This window comes from Geminicoccus flavidas (genome assembly GCF_009806515.1).
Taxonomy (GTDB): Bacteria; Pseudomonadota; Alphaproteobacteria; order Geminicoccales; family Geminicoccaceae; genus Geminicoccus; species Geminicoccus flavidus.
Genome location: NZ_WUJP01000715.1, coordinates 1 through 381, shown reverse-complemented (window position 1 = coordinate 381; position 381 = coordinate 1). Strand labels below are relative to the sequence as shown.

At 67.2% G+C, this 381-nt stretch carries 1 pseudogene; it reads left to right on the top strand.

The features are described 5' to 3' along the window. Positions 1-49: 49 nt before the first annotated feature. Positions 50-381: pseudogene (locus tag EQG76_RS20540) on the top strand (glycoside hydrolase family 65 protein); the annotation flags it as partial.

Below are 381 nucleotides of genomic sequence, written 5' to 3'. Positions count from 1 at the left end.
GATCTACACCTCGCGCGACCGTGCCATCACCGAACCCGGGACGGACGCGGTGACCGCCGTGACGCGCGCCGAGCGCTTCGCCGTCCTGCTCCGCCAGCACGCCTTCGCCTGGGTGCAGATCTGGCGGTTCTGCGACCTGGAATTCCTGCAGGTGGAGGGCGAATCGGACGACAGCACGCACCGGATCGTCCGGCTGCACCTCTTCCACATCCTGCAGACCGCCTCGCCGAATGCGTTCGAGCTCGACGTGGGTGTTCCGGCGCGCGGCTGGACCGGCGAAGGCTATCGCGGCCACATCTTCTGGGACGAGCTCTTCATTTTCCCCTACCTCATCCTGCGCCTGCCCAGGCTGACCCGGTCGCTCCTGATGTATCGCTGGCG